The organism is Bacillus sp. N5-665 (assembly GCF_022637375.2).
GTDB classification, from domain to species: domain Bacteria; phylum Bacillota; class Bacilli; order Bacillales; family Bacillaceae_G; genus Bacillus_A; species Bacillus_A wiedmannii.
This window is the reverse complement of record NZ_CP093325.1, coordinates 1,508,969-1,533,964: the sequence shown is the minus strand read 5'-3', so window position 1 is coordinate 1,533,964 and position 24,996 is coordinate 1,508,969. Positions and strand designations below refer to the sequence as shown.

The 24,996-nt window shown below is 37.7% G+C and carries 23 protein-coding genes and 1 pseudogene; 6 read left to right on the top strand and 18 right to left on the bottom strand.

Annotated features, from left to right (window positions below):
* Positions 1 to 42: 42 nt before the first annotated feature.
* The 5 genes from rpoZ to MNO09_RS10460 form a co-directional block, all read right to left on the bottom strand.
* Complete coding sequence (rpoZ, locus tag MNO09_RS10480; protein WP_000933964.1) at positions 43 to 255, bottom strand: DNA-directed RNA polymerase subunit omega; 213 nt, start codon at positions 253 to 255, stop codon at positions 43 to 45.
* 2 nt (positions 256 to 257) lie between these two features.
* The gene (gmk, locus tag MNO09_RS10475) at positions 258 to 875 is read right to left on the bottom strand and encodes a guanylate kinase (protein ID WP_001257740.1); all 618 of its coding nucleotides are present in this window, start codon (positions 873 to 875) and stop codon (positions 258 to 260) included.
* Positions 876 to 888: 13 nt separating this feature from the next.
* Positions 889 to 1,152 (bottom strand): extracellular matrix/biofilm regulator RemA, encoded by a 264-nt coding sequence (remA, locus tag MNO09_RS10470; RefSeq protein WP_001251456.1) that lies wholly within the window; start codon positions 1,150 to 1,152, stop codon positions 889 to 891.
* Between the two features lie 67 nt (positions 1,153 to 1,219).
* A complete protein-coding gene (locus MNO09_RS10465) occupies positions 1,220 to 2,095 on the bottom strand; it encodes a YicC/YloC family endoribonuclease (RefSeq protein ID WP_000564115.1) in 876 nt (291 codons plus the stop codon).
* 99 nt (positions 2,096 to 2,194) lie between these two features.
* Positions 2,195 to 4,918, bottom strand: coding sequence for a calcium-translocating P-type ATPase, SERCA-type (locus tag MNO09_RS10460; protein ID WP_001104751.1), 2,724 nt, complete (start codon positions 4,916 to 4,918; stop codon positions 2,195 to 2,197).
* Between the two features lie 105 nt (positions 4,919 to 5,023).
* Here MNO09_RS10460 and MNO09_RS10455 point away from each other — a divergent pair, with 105 nt between their 5' ends.
* From MNO09_RS10455 to MNO09_RS10445, 3 genes are all read left to right on the top strand, one after another.
* Positions 5,024 to 6,733: an Rqc2 family fibronectin-binding protein gene (locus tag MNO09_RS10455; RefSeq protein WP_000863259.1), complete on the top strand. Its 1,710-nt coding sequence runs from the start codon at positions 5,024 to 5,026 to the stop codon at positions 6,731 to 6,733.
* A gap of 343 nt (positions 6,734 to 7,076) precedes the next feature.
* Complete coding sequence (locus tag MNO09_RS10450) at positions 7,077 to 8,147, top strand: M24 family metallopeptidase (protein ID WP_000172799.1); 1,071 nt, start codon at positions 7,077 to 7,079, stop codon at positions 8,145 to 8,147.
* Positions 8,148 to 8,230: 83 nt separating this feature from the next.
* Positions 8,231 to 8,755, top strand: coding sequence for a DinB family protein (locus MNO09_RS10445; RefSeq protein ID WP_001012021.1), 525 nt, complete (start codon positions 8,231 to 8,233; stop codon positions 8,753 to 8,755).
* A 33-nt stretch (positions 8,756 to 8,788) separates the two neighbouring features.
* Here the strand turns inward: MNO09_RS10445 and MNO09_RS10440 are convergent, their stop codons facing one another.
* Positions 8,789 to 9,157 (bottom strand): YoqO family protein, encoded by a 369-nt coding sequence (locus MNO09_RS10440; protein WP_001208262.1) that lies wholly within the window; start codon positions 9,155 to 9,157, stop codon positions 8,789 to 8,791.
* Between the two features lie 15 nt (positions 9,158 to 9,172).
* Complete coding sequence (locus MNO09_RS10435; protein WP_176373192.1) at positions 9,173 to 9,604, bottom strand: YoqO family protein; 432 nt, start codon at positions 9,602 to 9,604, stop codon at positions 9,173 to 9,175.
* Between the two features lie 101 nt (positions 9,605 to 9,705).
* Between MNO09_RS10435 and MNO09_RS10430 the strand changes: the two genes are divergently transcribed.
* The 3 genes and pseudogenes from MNO09_RS10430 to MNO09_RS10420 all read left to right on the top strand — a co-directional run bounded on the left by MNO09_RS10430 (position 9,706) and on the right by MNO09_RS10420 (position 12,211).
* Positions 9,706 to 11,091, top strand: a complete 1,386-nt coding sequence (locus MNO09_RS10430) for a membrane protein (protein ID WP_000537890.1) — start codon at positions 9,706 to 9,708, stop codon at positions 11,089 to 11,091.
* Between the two features lie 165 nt (positions 11,092 to 11,256).
* A complete protein-coding gene (locus tag MNO09_RS10425; RefSeq protein WP_001003947.1) occupies positions 11,257 to 11,511 on the top strand; it encodes a YbeF family protein in 255 nt (84 codons plus the stop codon).
* A 22-nt stretch (positions 11,512 to 11,533) separates the two neighbouring features.
* A pseudogene (locus tag MNO09_RS10420) lies at positions 11,534 to 12,211 on the top strand (HAD family hydrolase).
* Between the two features lie 39 nt (positions 12,212 to 12,250).
* Here the strand turns inward: MNO09_RS10420 and pyrE are convergent.
* From pyrE to MNO09_RS10365, 11 genes are all read right to left on the bottom strand, one after another.
* Positions 12,251 to 12,883: an orotate phosphoribosyltransferase gene (pyrE, locus tag MNO09_RS10415; protein ID WP_000711456.1), complete on the bottom strand. Its 633-nt coding sequence runs from the start codon at positions 12,881 to 12,883 to the stop codon at positions 12,251 to 12,253.
* Positions 12,880 to 13,596 (bottom strand): orotidine-5'-phosphate decarboxylase, encoded by a 717-nt coding sequence (pyrF, locus tag MNO09_RS10410; protein ID WP_000083488.1) that lies wholly within the window; start codon positions 13,594 to 13,596, stop codon positions 12,880 to 12,882. Before pyrF ends, pyrE begins: the two co-directional genes overlap by 4 nt.
* Complete coding sequence (pyrD, locus tag MNO09_RS10405; protein ID WP_001081030.1) at positions 13,581 to 14,510, bottom strand: dihydroorotate oxidase B catalytic subunit; 930 nt, start codon at positions 14,508 to 14,510, stop codon at positions 13,581 to 13,583. The genes pyrF and pyrD overlap by 16 nt, the downstream gene beginning before the upstream one ends.
* Positions 14,507 to 15,286 carry a dihydroorotate oxidase B electron transfer subunit gene (gene pyrK / locus MNO09_RS10400; RefSeq protein WP_000983348.1) on the bottom strand — a complete coding sequence of 260 codons (780 nt, stop codon included), beginning with the start codon at positions 15,284 to 15,286 and terminating at the stop codon, positions 14,507 to 14,509. Before pyrK ends, pyrD begins: the two co-directional genes overlap by 4 nt.
* On the bottom strand, positions 15,283 to 18,501 hold the full coding sequence (gene carB, locus MNO09_RS10395; RefSeq protein ID WP_001126143.1) for a carbamoyl-phosphate synthase large subunit: 3,219 nt from the start codon (positions 18,499 to 18,501) through the stop codon (positions 15,283 to 15,285). Before carB ends, pyrK begins: the two co-directional genes overlap by 4 nt.
* Positions 18,486 to 19,583: a carbamoyl phosphate synthase small subunit gene (locus MNO09_RS10390; RefSeq protein ID WP_000828668.1), complete on the bottom strand. Its 1,098-nt coding sequence runs from the start codon at positions 19,581 to 19,583 to the stop codon at positions 18,486 to 18,488. The genes carB and MNO09_RS10390 overlap by 16 nt, the downstream gene beginning before the upstream one ends.
* Complete coding sequence (pyrC, locus tag MNO09_RS10385; protein ID WP_001108378.1) at positions 19,580 to 20,866, bottom strand: dihydroorotase; 1,287 nt, start codon at positions 20,864 to 20,866, stop codon at positions 19,580 to 19,582. The genes MNO09_RS10390 and pyrC overlap by 4 nt, the downstream gene beginning before the upstream one ends.
* Entirely contained in the window at positions 20,850 to 21,764 is a 915-nt protein-coding gene (gene pyrB / locus MNO09_RS10380; RefSeq protein WP_000018864.1) for an aspartate carbamoyltransferase, read from the bottom strand. Before pyrB ends, pyrC begins: the two co-directional genes overlap by 17 nt.
* A 145-nt stretch (positions 21,765 to 21,909) precedes the next feature.
* Positions 21,910 to 23,193: a uracil permease gene (gene uraA, locus MNO09_RS10375; RefSeq protein ID WP_000435918.1), complete on the bottom strand. Its 1,284-nt coding sequence runs from the start codon at positions 23,191 to 23,193 to the stop codon at positions 21,910 to 21,912.
* Between the two features lie 146 nt (positions 23,194 to 23,339).
* Complete coding sequence (pyrR, locus tag MNO09_RS10370) at positions 23,340 to 23,882, bottom strand: bifunctional pyrimidine operon transcriptional regulator/uracil phosphoribosyltransferase (protein WP_001156490.1); 543 nt, start codon at positions 23,880 to 23,882, stop codon at positions 23,340 to 23,342.
* Between the two features lie 203 nt (positions 23,883 to 24,085).
* Entirely contained in the window at positions 24,086 to 24,994 is a 909-nt protein-coding gene (locus MNO09_RS10365) for an RluA family pseudouridine synthase (RefSeq protein WP_000005846.1), read from the bottom strand.
* Positions 24,995 to 24,996: the final 2 nt, after the last annotated feature.

The window sequence follows — 24,996 nt, the reverse complement described above, 5'->3', positions numbered from 1 at the left end:
AAAATTATAAAGTCTATGTTTTAATTTGTCGAAAAGAATGTCTTAATCGATGATTTTGTCTTCGCTTGGTACATATTTTAATACTTCTGCATCGATTTCTTCTAATGATTTACCTACACATTTATGAGAAACAGGTTGCTCGATAACACAGTTATCCGCAAGTTGCATTTCACGTGCACGTTTTGCAGCTACTGTTACAAGTGTATATTTAGAATCGATTTTTGTTAATAATGAATCAATTGATGGATTTAACATAATTATAGACCCTCCGTCATTTCTTTATAATATTTTGCTACTCTTTCACGGCGGCAATGTTCACCAACCACAATTGCTTTAATTCTTTCACAAGCTAATTCAACTTGATCGTTTTCTACAACATAGTCGTAAGCGTCCATCATTTCGATTTCTTCTTTCGCTACCGTTAAACGATTTTCAATAACATCTTCAGTTTCTGTACCACGGCCGACAATGCGGTTCTTTAGTTCAGATAAACTTGGAGGTGCTAAGAAAATGAATACACCTTCTGGGAAAGCTTTCTTAACTTGAATTGCTCCTTGCACTTCAATTTCTAAGAATACATCTTTTCCTTCTTGTAATGTTTTTTCAACATAGTCAATCGGTGTTCCGTAATAATTACCTACGAACTCAGCCCACTCAAGTAATTTTTCATTACGAATCATTTCCTCAAATTCTTCTCTCTCTTTAAAGAAATAATCCACACCATCTACTTCACCTTCACGTGGCTTACGTGTCGTTACTGAAATGGAGTACTGAAAACGTGTATCCTCATGACTAAACAGCTCTTTTCGAACCGTTCCTTTACCAACCCCAGAAGGTCCTGAAAGAACGATGAGCAATCCTCTTCTACTTCTCATAAATATGTAAAACCTACCCTTCCTCACTTAAATCTTCTTTATTATTCAAACGATGTGCAATCGTCTCTGGCTGAATTGGACTTAATACCACATGCCCATCATCCATAACAATAACCGCCCTTGTTTTTCTCCCATACGTAGCATCAAGCAAAGCATTATGTTCGCGTGCTTCCTGTACTGTTCGTTTAATAGGAGCTGACTCCGGACTTACAATAGCAATAATTCGATGAGCAGATACAATATTTCCGTATCCAATATTTAAAAACCGCATGGCCATAGTTTGCGCCTCCTAGTAAGTCTATCCGATTTCTCCACCACGTATAACTTTATATATTTTTTGAAAGCTACTCAATATTTTGTACTTGTTCACGAATTTTTTCAAGGTTATTTTTCATTTCTACAACATATTTTGAAATTGTTAAGTCATTTGCCTTAGAACCAATCGTATTAATTTCTCTATGCATCTCTTGCACGATGAAATCCATTTTTCTTCCAACAGGCTCTTCAATCTGCAGTGTTTCACGAAATTGCTCTAAATGACTTTGCAAACGAACTAACTCTTCGTGAATATCACAACGCTCTGCAAAGATTGCGACTTCTGTTAACAATCTTTGTTCATCTAGATCTTGATTATGTAATTCTTTTAAGCGATTTTCTAATCGTTCACGATATTTTTGTGTAACAATCGGTACATGCGGAATAATTGCGTTTACACAATTGTGAATCTCTTGTAAACGATACGCTATATCTTTATGTAATCGTTCTCCTTCGCCATCTCTCATCGTTTTTAACATATGAGCAGCTTGGCGAACAGCCTCATATAAACCGTTCTCAAATTGTTCATTTACATTTTCTACTTCTTCAATCGCTGTTACTTCTGGCATTTCCATTAATTGCTGAAGTGTAATAGAATCTTGTAATTGAAATTTTCCTTTTATATCTTCCATAATCGATTGGTACTGCTCAAGAAGCGACCAATTCACACTTAATTTTCTTTCAACAAGCCCTTCACCCGTTATACTAATAGACACTTCAATGCGTCCACGCCGAACTTGTTCTGCAATTATTTTACGAATTTTGTCTTCAAATACCATCATTTGCTTCGGAAGTCGAATACTCATCTCTAGAAAACGGTGGTTCACCGATTTCATTTCTACTGTAATTTGAAAAGTATCATTTTCTACTTTCGACCTTCCAAATCCTGTCATACTACAAATCATTTTTATCACATCCAAGCCATGAAATAACTCAATGAAAAAGGTAATAGAGACAAGGCTCTACTACCTTCTGTAAATTATATCACATTTTCATATCATTGACTATTTCAAGTTTAATCCCTTCTTATATAATACTGGCTTTTCCTTCTTCCCCTTTTTCCCTGTTAATAAAGAACCTACTAATAAAAAGGTCGGAATTGATGACAAACCTCCAATTAACAACCAATCTCTTGCTTGTATTGGCATTGTACTAAAGATCGGTTGTAGCGGTGGGTAATATATAACCACTAACATTAACAGTAAAGAAATGATAACCGCTCCTACTAAATACACGTTCCCAAACGGATTACGGTGGAAGATAGAATGTTCACTTCGGCAGTCAAATACATGAATAAGTTGTGCAAGTACCAACGTCGCAAACGCCACAGTTTGTGCATATTTCAATTCATTTGGATGTTGATTATATGCAATAATAAACGCCACTAACGTCACTGCTCCAATTAGAAAGCCACGACTTATAATTTTCCAGGCAAGCCCTCTAGCAAATACCCCTTCTTTCGGATGACGCGGCGTTCTCTTCATCACGTCTCCTTCCGCCTTATCCAATCCTAATGCCATCGCCGGTAATCCGTCAGTCACTAAGTTCACCCATAAAATTTGAATGGGAACCATCGGCAGCGGTAATGCAAGTAACATTGCAAATAACATGACTAAAATTTCTCCTACGTTCGATGCTAATAAATAACGAATAAACTTACGTATATTCTCGTATATATTTCTACCTTCTTTAATTGCTGATTTAATCGTAGCAAAATTATCATCTAGCAAAACAAGAGAAGAAGCTTCTTTCGCAACATCTGTCCCTGTAATTCCCATCGCTATCCCAATATCCGCTGTTTTTATAGCCGGAGCGTCGTTTACTCCATCACCTGTCATCGCTACTATATGCCCTTTATTTTGCAACGCCTTAACAATTTTCAATTTATGTTCAGGTGATACTCGAGCAAATACATACGTGTCTTCTACAACACTTTCTAGTTCCTCTACATCCATATTCGCGAGTTCTACTCCTTCAACAACACGTCCACCAGGTGGTAAAACCCCTAATTGTTCCGCAATTGCCATTGCTGTCACTTTATGATCTCCTGTTATCATCACTGTTCGAATACCAGCTTCTCTGCACTCTTTTACAGCCTGTTCTACCTCTGGTCTTGGCGGATCAATCATTCCCTGTATCCCGACCAACATAAAATCTTTTTCAACGTCTCTTTCATGTTCAATAGAATCTGTTACTTTTAATGGCTTAAATGCAACTGCAATTGTTCGAAGCGCTTGACTACCTAAACTATGAATAGCCGCCTGTACTTCTTTTCTATACAACTCACTTATCGGTTGTTGCTTATCCCCCCATAAAATCGTTTGACTCATTTGCAGGAGGACATCTGGTGCTCCCTTCGTAACAAGAAACTTTTTCCCCTCTCTATCTCGCACAATAACACTCATCATTTTTCGAGTTGAATCGAATGGAAATTCACGAATGATTTCAAATTTCCCTTTCAGTGCCTCACGCGTTATCCCCGCCTTCATTGCTGCAGCTACTAGTGCTCCCTCAGTTGGATCTCCATCTAATACATACGCCTTTTTCTTTTGAATAATATTTGCGTTATTACATAGTGAACCAAATGTGAGTAGTTGATACAATGCTTTTGTTTTAGCTGGATCACATTCTTTTTCACCTTTCAAAAAAGAGCCATTAGGTTCATACCCTTGCCCCGTCACTTTCCATAACTCTCCACCTGACCACATATGTGTTACCATCATTTTGTTTTGCGTCATTGTTCCTGTTTTATCAGAGCATATAACAGAAGCGCACCCTAACGTTTCTACCGCTGGTAACTTCCTTACAATTGCTCTCTTTTTAATCATACGCTGTACACCAAGCGATAAAGCTACTGTAACGATTGCTGGTAATCCTTCAGGAATAGCAGCAACAGCTAGCGACACTCCTGCTAAAAACATATGGTACACTTCATTCCCTTGATACACACCGGCTAATACGACAAGCGCTGTTAAAATAAGAGCCACAATAATTAATATTTTCCCGAGTTGCTCTAATCTTCTTTGCAGTGGTGTTTCCATTTGCTCTGCATTTTGTAACATATTTGCAATTTGGCCCATCGCTGTATTCATACCAGTTGCTACAACGACCCCTGTTCCAGCTCCTCGTGTAATCATCGTACCCATAAAAGCCATATTTTTTTGATCACCAATTGAAACATCTTGCCCCTGCAGAGCTTCTACCTTCTTCTGCACCGGTACTGACTCTCCTGTCAAAGCTGATTCTTCGATATATAAACTTGATGCCTCAACAAGACGTACATCCGCCCCAATACGATCACCACTAGAAAATTTAATGATATCACCTAAAACAAGTGCTTTAGACGGTGCTTTTACCCACTTTCCATTCCGCATTACAGTAACTTGCGGGGCGGCTAGCTCTTTTAAAGCTTCCAGTGACTTTTCAGCCTTTCTTTCTTGAAAAAAGCCAAGAATACCATTGATAATAACAATCGCAACAATCGCAATAGAATCAATGTATTCACCTAAAAAAGCCGAAACTATTGTTGCACCAAATAAAACAAGTACCATAAAATCTTTAAACTGCGCCAAAAATACCATCAGTGCAGAAGGCCTTTTGGCTTCATCTAATTCATTTGTACCAAATTTTTTTATTCGCCCTTCTGCTTCCTTCTCTGTAAGTCCAACCTTCACATTCGTATTCGTTCTTTCTTCCACTTCGTGTGCGCGCATTCCATACCAGTTCATCCCGCTATCGACCTCCTGATTCCAGACATACTCTATTGAAAGCTTATTCAGCCTCGTCCAAAAAAATGCTATAATTAACTTTTAGTTAGAAAGGAGTGTTCATTTATGGCATTCGATGGATTATTTACAAGAGCAATTACACATGAAATTGCAAATTCTCTTTACACAGGAAGAATTTCTAAGATATACCAACCTTCAAAATACGAGATTTTATTACATATTCGAGCAAACGGAAAAAATCAAAAACTGATTCTTTCCGCTCATCCGACATATGCACGTTTACACTTAACAAATCAAAATTACGATTCACCTGCACTTCCACCAATGTTTTGTATGCTTCTTCGTAAGCATTTAGAAGGTGGATTCATTGAAAAAATTGAACAAATTGATTTAGAGCGTATTATTCAAATTACAGTTCGCAGTAGAAATGAAATTGGTGACGAATCACTAAAAACATTAGTAATTGAAATAATGGGACGACATAGTAACATCATTTTAGTAGACACAAAAACAAACAATATTTTAGATAGCTTAAAACACGTTTCTTTAGCAGTAAACCGACATCGAACTGTATATGCTGGAGCGGAATATATTGCACCACCAGCACAACATAAAATTAACCCACTTCAGATTGAAACAAATGATGAATTTATTAGACCGCTAGACTTTCTATCTGGAAACATGGATAAACAGCTTGTCGGCACCTTTACGGGAATATCGCCGTTATTCGCAAAAGAAGTAGTGAAAAAAGCAGGTATGGTAAATGAAAAAGCATTAGCGGACGCATTTTTCTCCATACAAAAACCATTACTAACTCATACATATTCACCAACAATGACTACTTCAAATGGGAAAGAATTCTTTTATCTTTTCCCTCTTGCACACTTGCAAGGAGAAGATAAGATTTTTTCATCTGTTAGTGAATTGCTAGACCGTTTCTTTTTCGGAAAAGCAGAGCGCGACCGTGTAAAACAACAAGCTTATGATTTAGAGCGCTTTATGCAAAACGAAAAAAATAAAAATGAGAAGAAACTCATTAAACTAGAAAAAACATTACAGGATGCCGGAAAAGCAGATAAATATCAACTCTTTGGAGAACTACTTACAGCCAATATGTACGCTTTGAAAAAAGGGGATAAAGATATTGAAGTCGTTAACTATTACGACGAAAATGGCGGAACTGTAAAAATTACATTAGATCCTTTAAAAACACCATCTGACAATGCGCAACGCTATTTCCAAAAGTACCAAAAAGCGAAAAATTCAGTTGTTGTTGTAGAAGAACAAATCGAAAAAACAAATGAAGAAATTCTTTATTTTGATAGCTTACTTCAACAAATGGAAGCTGCTTCTTCAAAAGATATTGAAGAAATTCGTGAGGAATTAGCTGAAGAAGGTTATATGCGCAATCGGAAAGCAAAAAATGCTAAGAAGAAACCAACTAAACCGGTATTGGACAAATATTTAGCTAGTGATGGAACAGAAATTTTCGTCGGTAAAAACAACAAGCAAAATGATTATTTAACAACGAAGTTTGCCCGTCGTGATGAAATTTGGTTACATACGAAAGATATCCCTGGGTCTCATGTTGTCATTCGTTCTCTTGAACCTACCGAAGAAACTGTGTTAGAAGCTGCTAAAATCGCTGCCTATTTCAGTAAAGCAAAAGATTCTAGTTCTGTTCCTGTAGATTTCACCAAAATACGCCATGTCAAAAAACCGAGTGGTGCAAAACTTGGTTTTGTTACGTACGACAATCAGCAAACCGTATATGTAACACCTGATGCTGATACTGTAATGAAATTAAAAGCGTAAATAAAAAAATGCGTTGCTTATAAGCAACGCATTTTTTATTTATTTTCAATTTAGTTGCTATATCCATTCAATATTGTCAAAAAAATTGACAGTGTCATTTCACATTTGTATAAATTTTTTTACAGCATGTAAATAAAGTACAAGTGTAACTCCAATCAATATTTTTTCATCCCCCTGCTATTTATTGAAGCAATCTGGATTTTATAAACAAACCGTCTCCCACAAATGGCGGGCTATTTTCTTATCTCCCCTAAAATATATGTTTTCCCTACTATCCTTTCTTCAAATATACATTTTGGCACACTATTTGCTTTATTCAATACTGTGAATAGGGGGAATTAACATGACTTTAAAAATTAATAAAATCCAAAATCAACTACAAAACTATGAAATTGACGGGTTACTCATTACCAAAAAAGAAAATCGCCAATATGCAACAGGCTTTACAGGTAGTGCTGGCGTCGTCTTAATCTCTGCGGATAAAACTGTTTTTATAACTGATTTTCGCTATGTAGATCAAGCGAAATCACAAATAAAAGATGCTGAAATTATTATGCATAAAGGAAATTTAGAAAAAGAAATTGCAAATCAAGTATCAAAATTAAACATTCAAAAACTCGGAATTGAAGAGAACAACATGACATTGCAACAATATAAAAACTTACAAAAATGCGTACATGTGGAAATGGTTCAAGTGTGCGAAATCATCGAAAATATTCGTATTATTAAAGACATGCCGGAAATAGAAACAATGAAAATCGCAGCTAATATTGCTGACGAAGCATTTCACCACATCCTTACGTTTCTAAAACCAGGAATAAGTGAAAATGATGTACGAGATGAGTTAGAATTTTTCATGCGAAAAAAAGGGGCTACATCCTCTTCATTTCAAATCATTGTAGCTTCTGGTGTTCGTTCTTCACTTCCTCATGGAGTTGCATCAAATAAAATAATCGAACGAGGCGACGTCGTTACATTAGATTTCGGTGCACTTTACGATGGATATTGTTCCGATATCACACGTACTGTAGCAATCGGAGAACCATCAGAAGAATTCAAAAAGATATACAATGTTGTACGAGAAGCGTTAAAACGTGGAACTGAAGCAATTAAGCCTGGAGAAACTGCGAAAAGTATCGATGATATAACGAGAGATTACATTACAGAACATGGATACGGTCAATACTTTGGACACTCTACTGGTCATGGTCTTGGGTTAGAAATACATGAACCTCTTCGCCTATCCCAAGAAAGTAAGGCTACTTTAGAAGAAGGTATGGTTGTTACAGTTGAACCTGGTATTTACATACCAAACTGGGGCGGTTGTAGAATTGAAGATGATATTGTCATCACAAAAGACGGATATGAAGTTATTACAAAATCAAATCGGGAACTAATTGTGATTCCTTGTTAAAATCATGACCTTTTTAAAAGGAGTTTTTCTCTGCACATAGAATTCTTTCTCTGGAGTCATCGTTTAAAGAGGGGGAATTTTAATTGAATTTTGTAATCGACAAGATAGATGGTTTACATCCTGAATTTTCCAAACTTGTTTCCATGATGAATTACGCTCGCTATACAACAATGCAAGCAGTGGAAGGTTTAACAATTGAAGAACTTGATTATTTATATGATGAGGAAGCAAACTCAATTGGTATGCTTTTGTACCATATGGCTGCTATTGAATTTTACTACCAAATTCATACTTTTGAAGACCGTGAACCAACGGAAGCTGAATTAGAACGGTGGTTACCTGCTATTGAATTAGGGGATCTTGGACGCGAGAAAATCAAAGGCAACTCTATAGAATTTTACATACATACATTGCAAGAAGTACGTTCCAAAACGATCGAGACTTTTCAATCGTTACCTGATGAATGGCTATTTAAAACGACAGAATTTTGGTATGACAAACCAGCAAATAACTACTTTAAGTGGTTTCACGTATTTGAAGATGAAATCAATCATCGCGGACAAATTCGTTTAGTTAAAAAGATGCAAAAATCTCATTCAGTAAAATGAGAAAATGCCACCGAATAAGGGTGGCACTTTCTTTTATTCATTAGCGAATAGCTTTTCATTTACTTTTTTGGCGACTACCGCTACCAACATTAAAATGCATATTAAATATATCAATTTCGCAATAAATAACCAGCCTTGAAACATTACAATTCCATCTATTATCTCATTTCCTTTCAATAACAAAAAAGGAATCGTGCTAATTATAATGACAAACTCGATGCTGAAAACAATTTTCTTTTTTCGGCTATACGCTTTCCATTCATCCCAGCGATACATAGGAGCAAATATCAATACTCCTATACATAATATAATTGGTACCCATTCACTTTTAAGAAATTGCCCTGAAATAACTGATAATAGTAAACAAACGAGCACACCATAATAACCTATTTTCTCTCTCATTCGTACGCCCCCATTCTACTTCTCCTTTAATATGTAACTTGCTACGCTTATAACAATTCTTAGAAAAACAACAACGACAATTACAAGATAAAGACCTTTTGCAGAAGACATCCATTCTTGAAAAATAGACATTTTCTCCATTTGCTTCTGCCCTTCTATTAAAATAAACCCTACGAAAAATGAGCAAACAACAATGATACCTATCATAATTCCGATACTTTTCTTACTATATTGTTTCATATCATCCCAGTTATATAAAAGGATAAATACAAACCCGAAAACAGGTATGATACTGATCCATTCATTGTTTGTAAACAAGTTTAAAATGATTAATAGACTACAAGATATAACGAATCCCCAAAATCCAATTTTTTTGTGCATAAGCCCTCCTCGAATTCCATTTTTAGGATTAATTGTATTGCAACATCCATTTCCACTTCTTACCATTATAGTATATGAAATTTTACTTTTTTTCTTTTTCCTATACTCACATACTTTTACTGCTTTCATACAATAAACTACACGAATGCCTAAAGGATGTGAATGTTATGGGAGTTGAATTAACGCTGTTGCATGCTCTCTATATTCTTTGTTTACTCACTATTATTACTTTTTTTATTCTCCGGAAAGATACGACGATTATTTGTATCGTTTTTATCTTTTTATTAGCATTAACCGCTACAAGTTCTATCCCTCTTGCCGTTAGCGGTATTTTTCAAAGTTTCATTTATGCCATTACTGAGCTATTACCAACTATATTAATCATCTCTATTATCGTATCAATGAGCAATCTACTCGTTCATACTGGCATAAATGATACGATGATTTCACCATTTACAAAGATGATTCGTACACCTGCACTCGCCTACTGGATTATCGGCCTTTTAATGATGACAATTTCTTTCTTCTTTTGGCCTTCTCCAGCTGTCGCTTTAATGGGAGCTATTTTATTACCCGTCGCTGTACGCGTCGGCCTTCCGCCAATTGGAGTTGCCATTGCTATGAACTTGTTCGGACACGGCATCGCCTTATCTGGTGACTTCGTTATTCAAGGTGCACCGAAATTAACAGCAGACGCTGCTGGTCTTCCTGTTTCCAGCGTTGTTTCTGCCAGTGTTCCCCTCGTTATCGTTATGGGTATTGTGACAACTTCCGTCGCATTTTTCTTCTTACGAAAAGAATTTCATACAGGCTTATCTATACAAGAATCTATTCCATCAACTGAGTCTTCTAAAACGCTCACCTCATTATCTCCTCAAACAAAAAAATGGCTCGCTATTTGTATTCCGGTCGTATATGCCATCGATATCCTTTGCATGATTCAATTTAAACTACAAGGAAGCGATGCAACTGCACTTATCGGTGGGACGACTGTTATTATGATTATCATCATTTCCCTTATCGCCTACAAAGGTAATGGACTAAATAAAACGACCGATTATTTTATAGAAGGGCTCCAATTTGGATTTAAAATCTTTGGTCCAGTTATCCCAATTGCTGCACTCTTTTATTTAGGAGATAGCGGCTTTGTAAAAATTATCGGAGACTATTTACCGAAAGGTTCACACGGAATCATTAACGACTTAGGAATCGCTTTGTCTCAAACTGTTCCTTTAAATCAATACGTATCGGCGGGAACATTAACTATCGTTGGTGGCATAACAGGATTAGATGGATCTGGCTTTTCTGGTATATCACTTGCTGGTTCAATTGCCAATCTTTTCGGAACAGCACTTGGGCATGGTACAGCTACATTAACAGCTCTCGGGCAAATTGCTGCAATCTGGACCGGAGGCGGGACTTTAATTCCTTGGGCGCTTATTCCTGCCGCTGCCATTTGTAAAGTAGATCCATTTGAACTTGCACGCCGTAACTTTTTACCGGTTGTGATTGGTTTAATCGTCACCACCATCGTTGCGATGTTTATTCTATAAAGTAAGTAAGTGTTCTCTTGCTTACTTTTTTATTGTGAAATCAATCATTTATTACGGACTTTCAAAAGGGATTATGTATATGTTAGCGAAGTTATATTAGGAGAGTATTTATTTCAAAACGTTTACGAGAAACAGATTACTTCCATTCGAAAAGGGGACATAACTATGAATGAATTGATTTTCGTCTTATTACTTTGTCCGTTACTTATCTTTATCGTTTCTGTTATTGGAACACGTCGAACGAAAACGTATTACGTAATGCCAATTGTAACGTTTGCTAGTTTTTTAATAATAGGTGTTATCGCCTTTACTCCAAAATTTTTCTTTTGGGTTGGCATGTACAGCATCTTCTCATTTATTGTTTCTTATATGACGCTATTGTTTGTGAGAGGATATGAGGTTACTGAAAACGCTAAATAGTTATTAACGAGGAGATTGTAATATGATTTTCTTTGATGTCGATGGAACTTTACTTGATTATGAGGCCGCTGAAAGAAATGGTATTATAGATTTCTTTCAAGTATATAGTACTATTTTTTCAGGTAATGAATTAGAGGCCACGAAAGTCTGGCATGAATTATACGAAGAATATTTCAACAAATTTTTATCCAAGGAATTATCTTTTCAAGAACAACAAAGGATGCGAATATATCATTTATTTAAAACATATGGATTAAACTTATCACCCGAGGAATCTCAGCACAGATTCAATCAATATATAGAACTATATAAGAACAACTGGGCCGCGTTTGAAGATGTACACTATACATTACAGACCTTAAAGCAAGAAGGGCACTCATTAGGTGTCATTAGTAATGGTGACTATGAACAACAAATCGAAAAATTAACTGCTTTAAACATTCTACAATATTTCAAATACATATCTACTTCTAGTAAAATTGGTATATCGAAACCAGACCCTGAAATTTTTCAAAGAACTGTATTACAATCAAATCTTGAAATGAAAGATTGCTATTATATTGGTGATCGATTAGAAACAGATGCAATTAGTAGTACAGCAGCTGGAATGTAAGGGATATGGTTAAATCGTGATAACTTGCAACTCAAATGTGATGTTCCTACTATCTGTTCTTTACATGAAATTATAACAATGATATAAAAAAACGACCGCGTTCCCCCGCGGTCGTCTTTTTTCGTGTTACGCTTTAATCCAAGCTTCATTAGCTGGATTTTTACGCCACTCTTGTAATTTTTTCGTTTCAGCTTGTCCGATCATACCTTTTTCTGCTGCTACTTCAGTTAATGCACTGTAGTCGCTTAAAGAGTATGATGCTACGTTAGCTGCTTCTAGTTTTTCTTTTCCTGATTCTAGCTCGTATGTGAAGATTGATACGATTCCTAACACTTCACATCCAGCTTCGCGAAGTGCTTCTACACATGTAATTGCACTACCGCCAGTTGAAATTAAGTCTTCTACTACTACTACTTTTTGACCTTTTTCAGCTTTTCCTTCGATTTGGTTCCCTTTACCGTGACCTTTTGCTTTACTACGTACGTAGCACATTGGTAAATCCATACGATCGCTTACCCATGCAGCGTGCGCAATACCAGCAGTTGCTGTTCCTGCAATAACTTCTACAGTTGGGAAGTGCTCTTTAATTAACTCTTCTAATCCAGCTGCAATCGCTTGACGTACTTTTGGATAAGATAAAGTTAAACGATTATCACAATAAATTGGTGATTTCATACCTGAAGACCAAGTGAATGGATCATTCGGTTGTAAAAATACTGCTCCAATTTCTAATAAATGCGATGCGATTTCTTTTTTCATACTGTTACACCTTCCCACTGTTGTTTTACTGTTTTATACGCTTCAAGCGGATTTTCTGCTTTTGTAATACTACGTCCAACTACGATGTAGCTTGAGCCAAGTTCCCTCGCGCGTTTCGGTGTTGCTACGCGCACCTGGTCATTTACATCATCGCTTGCAAGACGAATCCCCGGTGTTACTGTTACAAATTCATTTCCGCATACTTCACGTAATTTCGGAACTTCAAGTGTTGAACAAACAACGCCATCAAGTCCACTTTCTTTCGTTAGTTTTGCATAATGAGCAACCGCTTCTTCTAACGTTTTCTCAATGCCAATCTCTTTTTTCATCATAGCTTCCGAAGTGCTTGTTAGTTGTGTAACTGCAATACAAATCGGTCTCTCTTTTCCTTCTTGCTTACCTTCCTCTAATCCCTCAATCGCAGCTTTCATCATACTGCTTCCCCCAGCAGCATGAACATTTACCATATCAACATCTAGACTAGCTAGGCTACGCATAGCGCTTTTTACTGTATTCGGAATATCATGAAGTTTTAAATCTAGGAAGATCTTATGCCCTTTTTCTTTTAAGTACGTAATAATCGCAGGGCCTTCTTTGTAAAATAACTCCATACCAACTTTGACAAATAACTCTTCCCCTTCAAAGTGGTGTAAGAATTGTTCTACATCTTGTTTCCCTGGAAAATCTAGTGCAACAATTAACGACTGTGACATGTTTGCTTCCAGCTCCTTCCTTGACATTCCGAAATGTGATCAAATCCTAATTCATCTAGTACTGCTGGTAACTCTTCAATAATTGTCGGACAAACGAACGGATCGATAAAGTTCGCTGTTCCAACTGCAACCGCACTTGCACCAGCATAGAAAAATTCAATTACATCTTCCGCAGTTTCAATACCACCCATTCCAATAATCGGAATGTTAACCGCTTGACTTACTTCATGTACCATACGAATTGCTACCGGCTTAATCGCAGGCCCTGATAGTCCGCCCGTACGGTTTGCTAAAATTGGTTTTGCAGTTTTTAAATCTAGACGCATACCAAGCAATGTATTAATCATCGTTAAACCGTCTGCACCCGCATTTTCAATTGCTTTTGCAATCTCCACAATGTTTGCCACGTTCGGTGACAATTTCACATATACCGGTACTTCAGAAACCTCTTTTACTCGCTTCGTTAAATCAGCAGCAATTTCAGGATTCGTACCAAAAGCGATACCACCCGTTTTTACGTTTGGACAAGAAATATTTAATTCTAGCGCATGAACATTAGGTGCCTTTGAAATTTCCTTCGCAACTGCTACATAATCCTCAGCTTGTGAGCCAGCAACATTTGCAATAATCGGAAGATCAAATTGCTCGAGAAAAGGTAATTCAGAATTCATTACCTTTTCTAATCCAGGATTTTGAAGCCCGATTGCATTTAGCATCCCGCCTGGTGTTTCCGCAACACGAGGCGTTGGGTTTCCGTAACGAGGCTGTTCTGTTGTCGCTTTAATCATAATTGATCCAAGTACACTTAAATCATAGAACTGTGCATACTCACGACCAAATCCGAAGCAACCAGATGCTGGGATGATTGGATTTTTTAATGATAACCCTGGTAATTCAATTTGCAATCTGTTCATAGTACAACCTCCCCGATTGGAAATACTGGTCCGTCGCTACACACCTTCTTGTAAGAATGTCCACTCGGATCTGCTTGTAAATGGCATACACATGCGAAACATGCTCCAATGCCACAGCCCATACGCTCTTCTAATGAAATGTAGGCTTTTCTCTCTTTATAGCGTCCTTCTAATGCACGAAGCATCGCTAAAGGTCCACATGAGTATAGAATGTCAAAGTCGATTCCATAGCTATCAATTACATCTGTTACAAAGCCTTCTGCACCATGCGTACCATCAACTGTTGCAACATACGTATCACCAAGCTCTGCGAATTTCTCTTCATAGAAGACAACATCTTTCGTTTGGAAACCTAAGATGTGAATAACGCGTACTCCCTTTGCTACAAGACGCTGTGACAATTCATATAGTGGTGGTACACCAATTCCCCCTCCAACTAATAAAGCCGTTTGTCCAGCTTCCGCTTCTTCTACAGGAAAACCATGTCCAAGTGGGCCTAACACATCTACAAGTTCGCCTTGTTTTCTTTTCGCTAATGTTTTTGTTCCTTGTCCTTCCGCACGATATAGCATTGTAAATTCGTTCTTGTCTTGATTGACATTACAAATACTAATTGGGCGGCGCAGAAGGGGCGTAATGCCCTCTGCTACCTTAATGTGTACAAACTGCCCTGGATCGTTCATTTGCTGCACTAGATCCCCTTGAAGCACTAATTCGTAAATGTTTTTTGCGATTTCTTTTTGGTTAACGACGATCATATTTTGCTTTTGCATCATGCATGTACCACCTCGTGACGCTTCGTTTGCGTAATTTCTTTCATTGAATGAGCTGAGAATGTCATAGATTCTAGTACTCGTAAGATTGCTCTCGTTGTATCAAGTGATGTTAAGCAAGCCACACCATTTTCTACTGATTCACGGCGAATGCGGAAACCATCACGCGCTGGTTGTTTGCCTTTTGTTAATGTATTGATTACAAACTGTGCTTTTCCTTGACGGATAATATCAAGTAAGTTGTATTCTTCAGAATCAATTTTATTTACAACTTGCACTGGAATGTTTTGCTCTGCTAACGATTGTGCTGTTCCAGCTGTTGCTAATAAGTTATAGCCGATTTCGTGGAAACGTTTTGCAATTTCCATTGCTTCTTCTTTATCTTTATCCGCTACAGTGATGATTACTGATCCGTGCGTTGGGATGTTAATTCCTGAAGCAACTAACCCTTTGTATAATGCTTTTTCAAGTGTTAAGTCTTTACCCATTACTTCCCCTGTTGATTTCATTTCAGGTCCTAATGTTGTATCAACTGAACGTAGCTTCGCAAATGAGAATACCGGTGCTTTTACATACACTTCTTTCTCTTCTGGGTGATAACCAGTTCCATATCCTTGCTCTACAAGATCTTTACCTAAAATAACTTTCGTTGCAACATTCGCCATCGGTACGCCTGTAATTTTACTTAAGAATGGTACTGTACGGCTCGCACGTGGATTTACTTCAATTACATACACTTCATCTTTGAATACTACAAACTGAATGTTTAGTAATCCAACAATGTTTAAACCTTTTCCAAGTGCAATTGTATGTTCAATAATTTGTTCTTTCAGTTTTGCAGATAAGCTTTGCGGTGGATATACTCCGATTGAGTCACCAGAGTGAACTCCAGCGCGTTCAATATGTTCCATAATACCTGGAATGAATACATTCTCACCATCTGAAATTGCATCTACTTCAATTTCTTTACCAACCATGTAACGATCGATTAATACTGGGTGATCTGCGTGAACTTTAACCGCATTTTTCATGTAGTGCAGCAGTTCTTCTTGACGATATACGATTTCCATCGCGCGTCCACCTAGTACGTAAGATGGTCTTACTAATACTGGGTAACCAATTTTGTCAGCGATTGCTACCGCTTGCTCTACAGTCGTTGCTGTTTTACCAACTGGTTGCGGGATACCAAGTTGTGTTAGAGCTGCTTCAAACTTATCACGATCTTCTGCACGGTCTAAATCTTCAAGTGATGTTCCTAAGATTTTCACACCGTGAGCCTCTAATTTAGCAGCTAAGTTAATTGCCGTTTGTCCACCGAATTGGACGATAACACCTTCTGGCTTTTCTAAATCGATAATGTGCATTACATCTTCGATTGTTAATGGTTCAAAGTATAATTTGTCAGAAATACTGAAGTCTGTTGAAACTGTTTCTGGATTGTTATTAACAATGATTGCCTCATATCCCGCTTCTTTAATTGCCCATACAGAGTGAACTGTTGCATAGTCAAACTCAACACCTTGACCGATACGGATTGGACCAGATCCTAGAACTACTACACTCTTACGATCTGTTCTAACCGATTCATTCTCGTCACCATATGTGCTGTAGTAGTATGGTGTTGCAGATTCAAACTCTGCCGCACAAGTATCTACCATTTTATAAACAGGAGTTATATTGCTTTCTTTACGCATATCGTAAATTTCACGCTCTGTTTTGTTCCAAGTATTGGCGATGTAATGGTCACTGAAGCCCATTTCTTTCGCTGATTGTAATACTTCCATATTTCCTACATTTGCTTTTACTTCGCGTTCCATATTTACGATATTTTCAACTTTTTGTAAGAAGAAGAAGTCCATTTCACACCAATTATTGATTTCTTCTTTCGTTACACCTTGACGAATTGCTTCTGCTACAATAAACAGTCGCTCATCATCAGCTTTTATAATGCGTTTTTTCATTGTCTCTTTATCAAGCTCTTTTAAATGCTCTAACTCTAAGTGATAAACACCAAGTTCTAAAGAACGAATCGCTTTTAATAATGATTGCTCTAAGTTACGTCCGATTGACATAACTTCACCAGTTGCCTTCATTTGTGTACCCAGTGTTCTGTTTGCTGATTCAAACTTATCAAATGGCCAGCGTGGAATTTTTGAAACAACATAGTCTAATGCTGGTTCGAAACAAGCATATGTTTTTTGTGTTACTGGATTTATAATTTCATCTAATGTTAAACCGACTGCAATTTTTGCCGCTAGCTTCGCAATTGGATATCCAGTTGCTTTAGATGCTAGTGCAGATGAACGACTTACACGCGGGTTTACTTCGATTACATAATATTGGAAGCTATATGGATCAAGTGCAAGCTGAACGTTACATCCACCTTCAATTCCTAATGCACGAATAATTCGTAATGAAGTGTTTCGTAACATTTGATATTCACGGTCACTTAATGTTTGGCTCGGTGCTACAACGATAGAATCACCTGTGTGAACCCCAACTGGATCGATATTTTCCATGTTACATACTACAATCGCGTTATCATTTGAATCACGCATTACTTCATATTCAATTTCCTTACAACCAGCAATGCTCTTCTCTAATAAACATTGTGTTACCGGACTATGTTTTAATCCACCTGATACGATTTCAATTAGTTCTTCTTCATTACTACAGATTCCGCCACCTGTTCCCCCCATTGTAAATGCTGGGCGAACAATAACTGGATATCCAATTTCTTTTACAAATTCATGTGCTTCCTCTAGCGTATGAATAATGGTACTAGATGGAATTGGTTCATTTAATTCCTGCATTAAGGTACGGAATAAATCACGATCCTCCGCTTGCTCGATTGCTGATAATTTTGTTCCTAAAATTTCAACTCCACACTCTTCAAGTATGCCTGATTTCGCAAGTTCAACAGCCATATTCAGGCCTGTTTGACCACCTAATGTTGGTAAGATTGCATCTGGACGTTCTTTACGAATGATACGGCTTACGAATTCTAGTGTTAATGGTTCTATATATACTTTATCTGCTGTTGCAGTATCTGTCATAATTGTTGCTGGGTTAGAGTTAACAAGGATTACTTTGTAACCTTCTTCTCTAAGAGATTGACAAGCTTGTGTACCAGAGTAGTCAAACTCTGCTGCTTGCCCAATTACAATTGGTCCTGATCCGATTACTAAAATTGTGTTAATGTCTAGGCGTTTTGGCATAACTCTTCCCCTTCTTTCTTGAAGTTTTCAATCATTGCTAAGAAATCTTCGAATAAATCGTTTGCATCTTCTGGTCCTGCAGAAGCTTCTGGATGGTATTGCACTGTAAATGCTGGGAACTTCGTATGACGAAGACCTTCTACTGTTCCATCATTTAAAGCAACATGTGTAATTTCAAGTTCTGTATTTTTAACTGATTCTTCTTCTACTGCGTAACCATGATTTTGAGATGTAATTGCTACTTTTCCAGTTGCAAGATGTTTTACTGGATGGTTTAAACCGCGGTGACCGAATTTCAACTTACTTGTATTCGCACCAGATGCTAGCGCAAACAATTGATGTCCTAAGCAAATTCCGAATAAAGGAACTTTACCGATAATGTCTTTTAACATTTCAATTGCTTCTGGTACATCTTTTGGATCCCCAGGTCCGTTACTTAACATAATTCCATCTGGGCTAAGACGTAAAATTTCTTCTGCTGTTGTATTGTAAGGTACTACAATTACATCACAGTCGCGTTTATTTAATTCTCGTAAAATACCATGTTTCATTCCGAAGTCTACAAGTACAACTCGGTGTCCACGGCCTGGGCTTGGGTATGGATCTTTCGTTGATACGCGTTTCACGTGATCTGTAAATACTGTCGCTTTTAATTGGCTCACGATGTATTCTACATCTGCATCCATGTTACATAGACGTCCACGTAATGTACCGTATTGACGAATTTTTCTCGTTAATTTTCTCGTATCAATTCCTGCTAACCCTGGGATATTTCTTTCTTTTAAGTAATCATTTAACGAAATTTCATTACGGAAGTTTGATGGATGATCACAAATTTCGTTTACGATTAAACCATTTACAGATGGGTGAATCGATTCAAAATCGTCACGGTTGATGCCGTAGTTTCCGATTAATGGGTACGTGAATGTTACGATTTGACCACAATATGATGGATCAGATAATGTTTCTTGATATCCAGTCATTCCTGTTGTAAATACAACCTCACCTGACTTTTCGATTTCTCCTCCGAAACCTTTTCCAATTAATACTGTTCCATCTTCTAAGATAAGTTGTCTTTTCATACTAATGCACTCTCCTTTTGCCATGCGATCTTACCACCAACGATTGTCATTACCGGCCATCCTTGGCATTTCCAACCTGCGAATGGTGTATTTTTTCCTTTTGATAAGAATGTTGTTGGGTCAATCTCTTCTTCTTGTTCTAAATCAATGATTGTAATATCAGCTGTTCTACCTTCTTTCAGGCGACCTGCTTCTAAGCCGAATGTATCAGCTGGTTTTTCTGTTAAGAATTGAATTAACTGCTCTAATGTAATAATTCCTTTTTTCACAAGGTTTGTGTATAGAAGTGGGAATGCTGTTTCAAAACCAGTAATTCCGAATGGTGCTCTTTCAATTCCTTGCGCTTTCTCTTCCGCTGTATGCGGTGCATGATCAGTTGCGATCATATCAATTGTTCCATCTAATAAACCTTTAATTAGTGCTGCGTGATCTTCTTTTCCACGAAGCGGTGGGTTCATTTTAAAGTTAGGATCAGCTGATGGGATATCATCTTCACATAACACTAAGTGATGAGGTGTTACTTCTGCTGTTACTTTAATTCCAGCGCGTTTCGCATCTCGAATTACGCGTACAGAACCTTTCGTACTTACGTGACATACGTGATAGTGACAATCTGCTGCTTCAGCAAGCAGTATATCCCTTGCAATATGTACAGATTCACATACTGATGGGATACCATTTAATCCGTGTTTCTCAGAAAACTTCCCTTCATGTACACAACCTTTATTAATAAGAGTATTCTCTTCACAGTGCGCAACTACTGCCATATTTAATTTCGCTGCACGCTTCATAGCAGCTAACATCATGCTAGCATCTTGTACGCCTACACCGTCATCAGTGAAAGCAAATGCTCCAAGTTCTTTTAATGTTTCGAAATCTGTCATTTCAGAACCAGCTTGGCGTACTGTAATGGCTCCGTATGGTAGTACGTTGACATGCGCTTTTTCTTTAATACGATTTTGCAAGTCTTCCATATGTTCTCTGCAATCTGGTACTGGGCGTGTATTTGGCATTGCACAAATTGTAGTGAATCCACCTTTTGCCGCTGCTAGTGTACCTGTTTCAATTGTTTCTTTATGTTCACCACCTGGTTCACGAAGATGTACGTGTACATCTACTAATCCAGGTGCGATTAACTTTCCGTTCACATCGATTACTTCAGCATTATCTGCCGTAATATTTTCTGCTACCTTAGCGATTTTACCGTCTTGTACGAGAAGATCTGTTGCTACGATTTTTCCTTCTTCATTCATATAACGACCATTTTTAAACAAGTAATTCATGTTTCATTCCTCCTAATACATTTGGTAAGGCGCGTTTTAGTACAGCCATTCTTACGTAAACTCCATTTTCCATTTGTTTAAATATGCGTGAACGCTCACACTCAACAAGTTCACTTGCAATTTCAACATCACGGTTTACAGGAGCTGGATGCATAATAATGCTTCCTTCTTTCATACGCTTTTCTCTTTCCACTGTTAATCCGTGTTTCTCATGATACTCTTTCATAATGTCTGTTTCATAATGATCATGACGCTCATGTTGTACACGAAGTAACATCATTACATCCACTTCTGGAACAAGTTCATCTAATGGTTTGTATGTTCCAAATGTGCTGTCTTCATCTTTCCACTCTTCTGGACTTGCAAAGTAAATTGTTGCACCCAGTTTCGTTAATGCTTCTGCATTAGAACGTGCTACTCGGCTATGACGAACATCTCCTACTATCGCAATCTTTAATCCTTCAAATCTTCCAAACTCTTGTTTAATTGTAAGAAGATCGAGTAGGCACTGCGTTGGGTGGTTTCCACATCCATCTCCAGCGTTTAAGATTGGGATATTTACCTGATCTTTTAATTCATCGAAGTAGCGATCTTGCTCATGGCGGACGATCACCGCTTTTGTTCCGATTGATTCTAGTGTTCTTATCGTATCGTATAAAGTTTCTCCTTTTTGTACGCTAGATGCATCCGCTGAAAAGTTTAAAACTTCAAGCCCTAATCTCTTCTCAGCAACTTCAAAGCTAAATCTCGTTCTCGTACTATTCTCAAAGAACAAGTTCGCAACAAAAGTTTGCTCTGTCGTTTTGCTCTCTTTTCCATTCGCGAAATCTTCTGCGTCTTTTAGGATTTCTGAAATTTCTACTTCCGATAATTCACTCATCGTTAACAAATGGCTCATCGTCATCCCTCATCTTTCTGATTTTTATGTTATCACTTTTGTATTTTTATAACAACTTTTGTATAAAAATACCCTAGTCACTTGAGACTAGGGTGCAAGGAAGAAGCCACCCTTTCCGGTCTCACAGGACTGAATTAAAAGGTTATTATGAAGCAATCTGCTTAGATTGTTTTATTTGTTTCGTTTCCGGTAGTAGTAGATTTAATAGTACACCTACAATTGCTGCTAGTGCCATTCCTTCTACTTGGAACGATTCTCCTATATGAAGTACCGCTCCACCAATACCGATTACTAGTATTACTGATGCAATCATTAAGTTTCGTTTGTCACTTAGGTCTGTTTTATCATCTACCATCATGCGTAATCCGCTTGATGCGATTACACCGAATAGCAAGATTGATACTCCGCCCATAACCGGTGTTGGTATGGAGTGAATCAGCGCGGAAATCTTACCGATAAAACCAAACATGATTGCGAATACTGCTGATCCGATGAATAAGTATACGCTGTAAGCTCTCGTAATTGCTAGCACACCGATGTTTTCACCATACGTTGTATTCGGTGGTCCACCTATTAGTGATGCAATCAATGTTGCTATTCCATCACCGAAGATTGAGCGATGTAAACCTGGTTTTTCAATTAAATCTCTTTTAATAACATTTCCAAGTACAATTTGATGTCCGATATGTTCTGAAATTGTTACTAGTGCAACTGGTACCATCAAGAGTACAATCTTCCACGAAAACTCCGGAGTATATGTTACAAATGGTACTGTGAAATCTGGTACAACAAACCATTTTGCCTCAGCTACCGGCTTTAAGTTTACTAGCCCTTGGAAGTAAGCGAAGATATATCCGCCGATAATGCCCAGTAACACTGGTATGATACTGAAAAACCCTCTTCCGAATATAGAGCAGATAATTGTAATTGCTAATGTTACTAATGCTACTGAAAAGTGTGTAAAGCTATATTTGCCATCCGCACCGTTCATCGCCATGTTAACTGCTGTATGTGCTAAAGCTAGACCGATTACCATTACGACTGGACCAACTACGATTGGCGGAAGTAATTTCATAATCCACTCTGATCCTGACTTCTTAATTCCGAGTGAGATTAAGATGTACACAAGTCCTGCAAACAAACCACCGAGCATTGCTGCTCCAGGTCCACCTGCTGTTTTCGCTGTTATAATTGGTGCGATAAAGGCGAATGATGATCCTAGATAGGCAGGTACTTGACCTTTCGTTATAAGAAGAAACGCTAGCGTTCCTAATCCACTTGATATTAATGCTACTGACGGATTCAATCCTGTTAAAAACGGAACAAGCACTGTTGATCCAAACATCGCGAACAAATGTTGTATACTTAAAAATAACCATTTTCCCGGTTTCGGTACTTCATTAACGTCTAACACTGGCTTTTGTTCCATTGTTACATCCTCCTTCAGTTTAAATCTTTGCAATAAAAAAACTCTTTGTGCCTGTGCACAAAGAGTCCTACACTTTCGTATGCCAAATTTGACATATGAAAGCCAAGACCCTTTGGCAGCCTCACAGGACTACATTTAAAAGGGCTTTACTTATCGTATATGCTTACTCGATCTTGTTGATCTGTCTCTTGCAAATCAACTTCGATACGCTCTTCACTTGATGTTGGAATGTTCTTTCCTACATAATCAGCGCGAATTGGTAGTTCACGATGACCTCTATCAACAAGAACCGCCAATTGGATTTGTGATGGTCTACCTAAATCCATAAGAGCATCCATTGCTGCTCGAACTGTTCTTCCTGTATATAATACATCATCCACCAGGATAACTTTTTTCTTCGTAATATCTACAGGGATATCAGAACCTTTTACAAGTGGTTCTTCATTTTTCGATTGTAGTGTTAGATCATCACGATATAACGTAATATCTAGCTCTCCAACTTCCATTTCTTTTCCTTCAATTTGACCAATTCGTTCTGCCAAACGTTGTGCAATAAAAATTCCACGAGTTTTAATTCCGACAAGAACACAATTATCGACACCTTTATTTCGTTCCACGATTTCATGACTAATTCGTGTTAAAGCGCGGCGAATCATTTGGTCATCTAAAACGACAGCTTTCTCTTGCATGCTCTACACCTCCAAGCTTTTTTTCTTGCGTGAGAGTAATGGTATAAAAAAAGTCCTCTCAGCGTGTGCGAGAGGACTTTTGAAAAAGGGTACAGCATACCCTATGTATTTCAAACCGTTACCTTCTCAACCTCACGGGGCTGTGTTAAAGGATCATTATTTAACTGTTGTCAGTATCTCAGTTTTCTTATGATTTGTCAATACTATTTCCGTAAAATATTTAATGCGTCTTCAAACACTTCTGGAATCGGTGCCTCAAACTGAATATATTCACCAGTACGAGGATGGTCAAACCCTAAAATACCTGCGTGAAGTGCTTGTCCATTCATGTCTAATGTTTTCTTCGGACCATACTTCGGATCTCCTGCAAGTGGATAGCCAATATATTTCATATGAACACGAATTTGGTGCGTACGTCCCGTTTCTAAGCGACATTCTACAAGTGTAAAATCTTTAAAGCGTTCTAACACCTGGAAGTGCGTAACAGCATTCTTACCATTTTCATCAACTGTCATGCTTTGACGTTCTTTCTTATCGCGACCAATTGGCGCATCGATCGTTCCTTTATCATGCGGAATCACACCGTGTACAATCGCTTTGTAACGTCTTGTTACTGTTTTTGCTACAAGTTGATTTACAAGTGACTCATGCGCCACATCATTTTTAGCAACCATTAATAGTCCAGATGTATCTTTATCAATACGATGCACAATACCAGGACGCATTACACCGTTAATACCTGACAGGTCTGTACAATGGTGCATAAGTCCGTTTACAAGCGTACCGCTTGTATGCCCTGGAGCTGGATGTACAACCATACCACGTGGCTTATTTACAACGAGTACATCTGCATCTTCATAATAAATTTCTAAGCCCATATCTTCTGCTTGGATATCTAACTCTTCTGGATCAGGAATCGTTACTGTAATTTCATCGTTTTCTTTAACTTTATAATTCACTTTTACCGATTTTCCATTAACTGTAACGACATCATCTTTAATCCATTGTTGTACTTGTGAACGTGACCATTCACTGTTTATTTCTGCAACGAATTTATCAATTCGCTCACTTTTTTGTTCTTCTGCAACTGTTACTTGTACTACTTCACTCATTC

Bases quoted from the DNA above. Each gene is read 5' to 3' on its own strand.
- rpoZ (WP_000933964.1), bottom strand. From the start codon at position 255: ATGTTAAATCCATCAATTGATTCATTATTAACAAAAATCGATTCTAAA.
- gmk (WP_001257740.1), bottom strand. From the start codon at position 875: ATGAGAAGTAGAAGAGGATTGCTCATCGTTCTTTCAGGACCTTCTGGG.
- remA (WP_001251456.1), bottom strand. From the start codon at position 1,152: ATGGCCATGCGGTTTTTAAATATTGGATACGGAAATATTGTATCTGCT.
- MNO09_RS10465 (WP_000564115.1), bottom strand. From the start codon at position 2,095: ATGATTTGTAGTATGACAGGATTTGGAAGGTCGAAAGTAGAAAATGAT.
- MNO09_RS10460 (WP_001104751.1), bottom strand. From the start codon at position 4,918: ATGAACTGGTATGGAATGCGCGCACACGAAGTGGAAGAAAGAACGAAT.
- MNO09_RS10455 (WP_000863259.1), top strand. From the start codon at position 5,024: ATGGCATTCGATGGATTATTTACAAGAGCAATTACACATGAAATTGCA.
- MNO09_RS10450 (WP_000172799.1), top strand. From the start codon at position 7,077: ATGACTTTAAAAATTAATAAAATCCAAAATCAACTACAAAACTATGAA.
- MNO09_RS10440 (WP_001208262.1), bottom strand. From the start codon at position 9,157: ATGAGAGAGAAAATAGGTTATTATGGTGTGCTCGTTTGTTTACTATTA.
- MNO09_RS10435 (WP_176373192.1), bottom strand. From the start codon at position 9,604: ATGGTAAGAAGTGGAAATGGATGTTGCAATACAATTAATCCTAAAAAT.
- MNO09_RS10430 (WP_000537890.1), top strand. From the start codon at position 9,706: ATGGGAGTTGAATTAACGCTGTTGCATGCTCTCTATATTCTTTGTTTA.
- MNO09_RS10425 (WP_001003947.1), top strand. From the start codon at position 11,257: ATGAATGAATTGATTTTCGTCTTATTACTTTGTCCGTTACTTATCTTT.
- pyrE (WP_000711456.1), bottom strand. From the start codon at position 12,883: ATGAAAAAAGAAATCGCATCGCATTTATTAGAAATTGGAGCAGTATTT.
- pyrF (WP_000083488.1), bottom strand. From the start codon at position 13,596: ATGTCACAGTCGTTAATTGTTGCACTAGATTTTCCAGGGAAACAAGAT.
- pyrD (WP_001081030.1), bottom strand. From the start codon at position 14,510: ATGAACAGATTGCAAATTGAATTACCAGGGTTATCATTAAAAAATCCA.
- pyrK (WP_000983348.1), bottom strand. From the start codon at position 15,286: ATGATGCAAAAGCAAAATATGATCGTCGTTAACCAAAAAGAAATCGCA.
- carB (WP_001126143.1), bottom strand. From the start codon at position 18,501: ATGCCAAAACGCCTAGACATTAACACAATTTTAGTAATCGGATCAGGA.
- MNO09_RS10390 (WP_000828668.1), bottom strand. From the start codon at position 19,583: ATGAAAAGACAACTTATCTTAGAAGATGGAACAGTATTAATTGGAAAA.
- pyrC (WP_001108378.1), bottom strand. From the start codon at position 20,866: ATGAATTACTTGTTTAAAAATGGTCGTTATATGAATGAAGAAGGAAAA.
- pyrB (WP_000018864.1), bottom strand. From the start codon at position 21,764: ATGAGCCATTTGTTAACGATGAGTGAATTATCGGAAGTAGAAATTTCA.
- uraA (WP_000435918.1), bottom strand. From the start codon at position 23,193: ATGGAACAAAAGCCAGTGTTAGACGTTAATGAAGTACCGAAACCGGGA.
- pyrR (WP_001156490.1), bottom strand. From the start codon at position 23,882: ATGCAAGAGAAAGCTGTCGTTTTAGATGACCAAATGATTCGCCGCGCT.
- MNO09_RS10365 (WP_000005846.1), bottom strand. From the start codon at position 24,994: ATGAGTGAAGTAGTACAAGTAACAGTTGCAGAAGAACAAAAAAGTGAG.